This is a genomic window from Candidatus Enterovibrio escicola, assembly GCF_002464935.1.
Classification (GTDB): domain Bacteria; phylum Pseudomonadota; class Gammaproteobacteria; order Enterobacterales; family Vibrionaceae; genus Enterovibrio; species Enterovibrio escicola.
Map to the genome: position 1 here is coordinate 23445 of NZ_NBYY01000032.1, position 6000 is coordinate 29444.

General features: G+C 40.1%; 4 protein-coding genes, 1 rRNA gene and 2 pseudogenes. 4 read left to right on the forward strand and 3 right to left on the reverse strand.

Annotation, left to right across the window (positions count from 1 at the left end; translation table 11 throughout):
* Nucleotides 1-1217: 1217 nt before the first annotated feature.
* Nucleotides 1218-1843 (reverse strand): annotated as a pseudogene (locus tag BTN49_RS18375) (transposase); the annotation flags it as partial.
* A gap of 783 nt (nt 1844-2626) precedes the next feature.
* On the opposite strand from BTN49_RS18375, the gene BTN49_RS10470 reads away from it, so the two are divergent.
* Complete coding sequence (locus tag BTN49_RS10470) at nt 2627-3400, forward strand: class I SAM-dependent methyltransferase (RefSeq protein WP_097357128.1); 774 nt, start codon at nt 2627-2629, stop codon at nt 3398-3400.
* On the opposite strand, the gene BTN49_RS21280 is transcribed toward BTN49_RS10470, so the two are convergent.
* Entirely contained in the window at nt 3394-3627 is a 234-nt protein-coding gene (locus BTN49_RS21280; protein WP_146679395.1) for a transposase, read from the reverse strand. The genes BTN49_RS10470 and BTN49_RS21280 overlap by 7 nt on opposite strands.
* A 180-nt stretch (nt 3628-3807) precedes the next feature.
* On the opposite strand from BTN49_RS21280, the gene BTN49_RS19415 reads away from it, so the two are divergent.
* Entirely contained in the window at nt 3808-3936 is a 129-nt protein-coding gene (locus tag BTN49_RS19415) for a hypothetical protein (protein ID WP_263364208.1), read from the forward strand.
* A gap of 284 nt (nt 3937-4220) precedes the next feature.
* Nucleotides 4221-4559 carry a transposase gene (locus BTN49_RS16335; protein ID WP_199399565.1) on the forward strand — a complete coding sequence of 113 codons (339 nt, stop codon included), beginning with the start codon at nt 4221-4223 and terminating at the stop codon, nt 4557-4559.
* Nucleotides 4560-4582: 23 nt separating this feature from the next.
* Here the strand turns inward: BTN49_RS16335 and BTN49_RS21285 are convergent.
* Nucleotides 4583-4883, reverse strand: a pseudogene (locus tag BTN49_RS21285) (transposase); the annotation flags it as partial.
* A gap of 660 nt (nt 4884-5543) precedes the next feature.
* On the opposite strand from BTN49_RS21285, the gene BTN49_RS10490 reads away from it, so the two are divergent.
* Nucleotides 5544-6000 (forward strand): 16S ribosomal RNA (locus BTN49_RS10490); the annotation flags it as partial.

Consider the following 6000-nt stretch of genomic DNA (forward strand, 5'->3'; position numbering starts at 1 on the left):
AACACACTGATATTAGAGAGTGATTTACCATTTCCATCACGCTCATATCGGTGTCTCTCGCATTCAATTTAACCCTCATCAACGTATTTAGGGTTGAATTCTGCAGTTATATATTCAATTAAGTAGGTTTTCGCACAAAATGCCTAATTTTAATGGTGATTAAGCACGGTTAAAAGTCATTGTATCTGTAATGGTAGACACCCATATGCTACCACGTAGATCGTCATGCTGACGAGCCTTACAACTCATTGTATACAATAGAACTTATTCCTTAACTTGAAGGGTGTTATAGGATGTACATATAGATTTCATTAAGACAATACGCATATATTGACAATATATACCAAAACACTTTAAAGAGGCAGATCTCAGCACTATTTACCTATGCCATGATCAAGGCACACATTTGTAATGTGTAATGATAGTGAACTACGTCAAAAATGGATAATCCCTAGCATGTTGTCAGTAAGTTTACCCTACGGGATGGCATCTGTACGCCAATACCATTGCAAACTTCCCGTGAAATAAACTCAGTCTTCCTATAAAAATTAACTTCAAACTGAACGTACTGATAGCCTCTAAAATGCAGCATTTTCAAGTTTTTTGGTTATAGTGTGAATTGCATTGTAATAATCTTTTAAATTGTTGTAGGTTTAGACACCCGTTGTTGAAGATCGCCTCCATGCACTTCCATTAACCTACCGCTTATTTATTGTAATACGGCGGAATGACGAGTAACCACAGTCACGATCTCCCCAATGCCACTACCTTAGAAAACAGTGCTAGGTTCTTCTTTGGTTAGGCATCTCAGTAGCCTATACAACATTGACAAACTCCAGCACATCCGAATTTCTCGGATACATTTCAACAATAATTCAAGAATTATACTGGGTATTCCCCTTGCGTATGAGATAATATAGTTAAGTTAATTTAGCTTCTATTAATTTCCTCATATGGGAGGATAGTCTCTGTAAAAATTAGCTAGAATTGATATTCGTCTGAACTAAATACCATCAAAGATGTATGTCATCCTAACAAAATAACCCCTTTCAATGGCGCAGTCACTTTTTGGATAGACGTCGCTGCTATTAAAGCATGCCATTGTCTAAAGCATCACGGTCATAGTGGACGTGGGTTTATATTTTCGGATACCGTGATTGAAATAACACTGATGATGAGAGGTGATCTATAGTGATTTCTGGTGTACAGCTCTCCAGAGCAGTATCCTGATGATTGACGTTTGTTTCACGAATGCTATCTCTAAATTTTACGCCTTTGATAATATCCGCGAGTAATTTAAAGCCTCGCAGCCTACGCCAGTGAACCTCAGCAGTTCACATCAGTTTGCAGGCCATTGCCAGTGTCGTTTTTTGGCTTCCACAATTCTTGGTTTTATTCGTTCTTAGCCTCACCGTTGCAAACATGGATTTAATGGGGTGTGTCGTTCGAATATGTGTCCAGTGCTAGACGTGGAAATCGTAAAATGCCAGCATTTCCACTTTGTCTTTAATCAGCATTCCGCTGCTTTAGAATATTTAGCACCATATCGTGTTTTAAACTGTCAAAAGGCTTTCTGTGCCTCTTGTTGTGTCTCACGTCATCTAGATAACGTGAAGCGTTTTTTCATTCTTGGTTGAACAGATTTTGGGACTTTATTTAATACATTGGAACGTTAGCTGTAACAGAACTTCACGCTAACTAACCTCTAATTCCCTGCACCCTCAACAACGGGTAGAATTTCCTTTCGATCGGCATCATCGACGCCGATGACAACAAGCAAGCAAAGCTTGTCATCCATCTGATCTTTGCAGTAAATCCCATCAGCTAAAATGTAGACATACCGCCATTTTTTATGCACAGCTCAGGTTAATTAGCAGCTTGATTGGAAAATGTTGCACTTCAAATTTGAATGCATGCTACGACTCTACAGAAATACATGTTAGAATGAAAAGTGATTATATCGAGTCTGCGTTTTAGTTGTAATCAATATATTGGAATAATCACTGGATTTTACAATAAGTTGCAGGGTTTGTCAGCATGACTTGTAACCCAGTTCTCTACTGCTTCAGATATCCCGTATCTTAATATGATTTATAACCATGAAAAAGTTCATTTCCTAGATGGAAACCAAGTTATTGAATACCCGTCCATAACTCCGAACGTGCTGGGATTCCTTAATCTAGCGTTATACTAGATTACAAAGATATTGTAATATCCTCATTAATCGTATGATCTATATATGGATCCATTTTTCAAGCACCGTAATTTTACTACTTTTTTTATTGGAATGTATATATCAAAATAACTTAAACATGCCCAATTTTAGAAATCCTTACCGTGTTCAGTCTGAGGTAAATCTGCATAGGAATAATTAGTCTATTTCACGGGAATTTAACGACGGAATGTGCGTACCGATAGCCTCCAGTAGGGCGAGTGCACTGACGTCCTGCTCGGTATTATCGATTTTTGAGGGAACTCACTACTCTTACAAAAACATGTTTTGATCATGACGTCAGTAAATCTCGTTGACACCTATAAATTAACGCATGATTGTTTGGTTAAAAGTAGATCTTTTTGTTCACCTAAAATGGGCAGTAAAACATACCTCTTTTCCCGAGTATATAAGATGCATATTGCTTTGTTCTGTGAAGATCCGTTCCGCATAAATACCCTAGCCGACATCGCTCATCGATGGGGTTTTACTCATGATAGGGATGCTCCATTCGCGCTCATTTTAACTAAATCAAGTCTTAAACTTCGAATGCTGGATGATTTAAAGCTCGGTACTGTTTATGTCGACTTTATCGGAGGTGCAATGGGATACCGTCGTAAGTTTGGTGGTGGAAAAAGGCAGTTTATCTCGAAGGCGGTGGGTCTGAATAAAGGTATAACACCGACAGTGCTAGATGCCACAGCAGGATTAGGCCGTGATGCTTTTGTACTGGCTTCATTAGGTTGTAAGGTGCAAATGGTGGAGCGTCATCCAGTGGTGGCAGCACTGCTAGAAGACGGTTTACACCGTGCTCAGGCTGATCCAGATATTGGCGGATGGGTTAGAGAGAGGATGTCGATGATGCATGCTTCTAGCGAGGAGGCATGCACGCTGTCGGTGAATGCCTCCTCGCTAGAGCGACCCAGTGTCGTTTATCTCGATCCTATGTTTCCACACAAGAAAAAATCCGCATTAGTAAAGAAAGAAATGCATATGCTTCAATCACTGGTTGGTGCCGATAATGATGCAGATAAATTATTTGTACCTGCCTATGCATTGGCCACAAAACGAGTAGTTGTAAAGCGTCCGAAATATGCGCAATTTATTGCGGGGAAAGTCCCATCATTGCAGATTGAAAGTAAAAATACTCGGTTCGATGTGTACGTAAAAGCGGCGATGTGTCAATGATCTAAGGTTGACGCACAACTACGAGCTTCAATTGATTCTAGTATGTCACTATGCTTATGAAAACTCGCATGATCGATAACAATCACAGCTTCCTCTGGAACTTTCGGAAGTAAGTTTTGTTCGATCCATACGTGAAATACCTCCGCATTTACGTTTCCAATGACTAAGCTAAGTGTTAGAAACGTATGATTGATGATAGCACCCATGGTGTTAACTTTTCCTTTCAAGTACCAATCATGAACTCCATATCATCGACTTCCTTTTTCAGAGTAACCATGAGTTCGAGGCATGCTATGGCAAACCCACTTTTATCTAAGTAACCTGAGCTGCGCATAAGAAATGAACTAAATGCCAAAGCCGTGATCTGATTGTGTGAAATAAACTATTGACAGCACAAGGATTTGAGTATGAAGAACTTAGACGTTGTTTTCATCGATGTTGGCGACTTCTGTCAAACTTTCTCTCTTGCATGGAAAAAATACCTAATTTCTTCCGGTATAAAACAAAGAAACAAACTTTCTTGCCTCTCACGTTAGCGACGTGATAGCAATAGTGATAGCTTTCCATCAATAGGGGTATCGAAACTTTAAACCCTATTACATCTACTTTTTTGTTGCTACCTCCCCAACGAATTTCCTGAATTAGTTAGCTACACGAGGATGCTCCAGCTCATGTAAGGTCTTCTAGTTCCGCTTTACTCTTGCCTCACTCACCGTCATGGATTGCCTTCGTTGATTCGTCCAAGCTACAGATTTATCACAACCGACGCATTCTCAAACATTAGGTTTTTAAAAGTACCGCAAAGCTAGGGAAAGGAACGATGGTGTGGTTTTACGGTTTCAAATTACACCTTATTATCAATGACCAAGGTAGCATTATCTTAGTCAAAGTAACGACGGTTAACGTGGATGATAGAAAACCTGTATTGGAAATCATTGATGAGATTTGGGGTGTTTATACGGAAATTAAAGGTTATATCTCTGGTTCATTGGAGCTGGAATTTGGAGACAAGGGCATGACACTGATAACGGGTGTAAAAAACATATCCCAAATCAAGCATTCTCGGTACCGTAGTTCTATCAGCTTTAATGGTCAATTTGCTGGCGGGGTTTATCGCTTATTTATTTCAATCAAAGAAGCCGAGCATCAAGATGACTAGGCTTGATAAGCAAGTGCTTATGCAGATCTGAGGTTAATACATGTGTATGTAGGAGATTTTAGGGGGACATTCATCAACGTAAAAACCGAATTGAGAAAACCTTTTAATCTACTGAAGTAGAGCTTAAAAATACCTTTCACCATCAGTGCCGTTTCAATCGTGGTCTCCGAAAATATAAACCCACGGCCACGATGACCTTGATGCTTTAGACAAGGTCATGCCTTAATAGCAGCGATGTTTATCCAAAAAGTTACTTAGCCCCAGTTTATTAATGCTTGATTATAATTATTTCCAGTTGCTGATCTTGTGCTTGGTCTGTTCCATTATAACCTCCTGCTTAATTCCATTATGATCTGATTGTAGGAATTGCGATTAGTTCAGATATTTGGGAAACAACGCCAGTATAGTTTTGTGCCCTTTTCTGTGTACATTGGAAAATACCGTGCTAAGTTTTTATCTCACCTTATGCCTAGACATACCGAGATGAAATCTGACCTCTTTCCAAAAGGTTCTCATCAAATTAGTAAGGAGATGGAGGTTTAAGACCTGAAGGAAAAAGTATAGACGTTAAGCTAGAAATTGATAATTTTGTCGTTTGTATCAATGCAAAATCACAACTTCTTTTGAAGTTGAAACAAGTTATAGAGAAGACGTTTTATATTCTGTGCAAAAAAATTAATAAATCTTTAAATTTATTATTGACTTCATCAATTAAGCAGCGTAACATCTGCTCCGTTCTGGTTAGCAAGCATGAAAAATTATGCTTACAGCCTGAAATGTTCTTTAACAATTTAACCTATACAAACTGTGTGGGCACTCGTGCTTGATAGATAGAAGATTTATCAGTGAACTGAGTGACTCACGAATAGCACCGTTCTTCGGAACGAAGTTATCGGCGCAGTCAATTCGTTACTTGTCCGTGTTGGTCAGGTAACAAAAAATCAGTATTCGTTGAGCCGCCACCTTAGGGTGGCAAAATTTTTCCAATTGAAGAGTTTGATCATGGCTCAGATTGAACGCTGGCGGCAGGCCTAACACATGCAAGTCGAGCGGTAACAGGAAGAAAGTTTACTTTCTTTGCTGACGAGTGGCGAACGGGTGAGTAATGGCTGGGAACCTGCCCTGATGTGGGGGATAACAGTTGGAAACGACTGCTAATACCGCATGATGTCTTAGGATCAAAGAGGAGGACCTTCGGGCTTCTCGCGTCAGGATGGGCCCAGTTGGGATTAGCTAGTTGGTGAGGTAATGGCTCACCAAGGCAACTATCCCTAGCTGGTTTGAGAGGATGATCAGCCACACTGGAACTGAGACACGGTCCAGACTCCTACGGGAGGCAGCAGTGGGGAATATTGCACAATGGGCGCAAGCCTGATGCAGCCATGCCGCGTGTGTGAAGAAGGCCTTCGGGTTGTAAAGCACTTTCAGCAGTAAGGAAGGT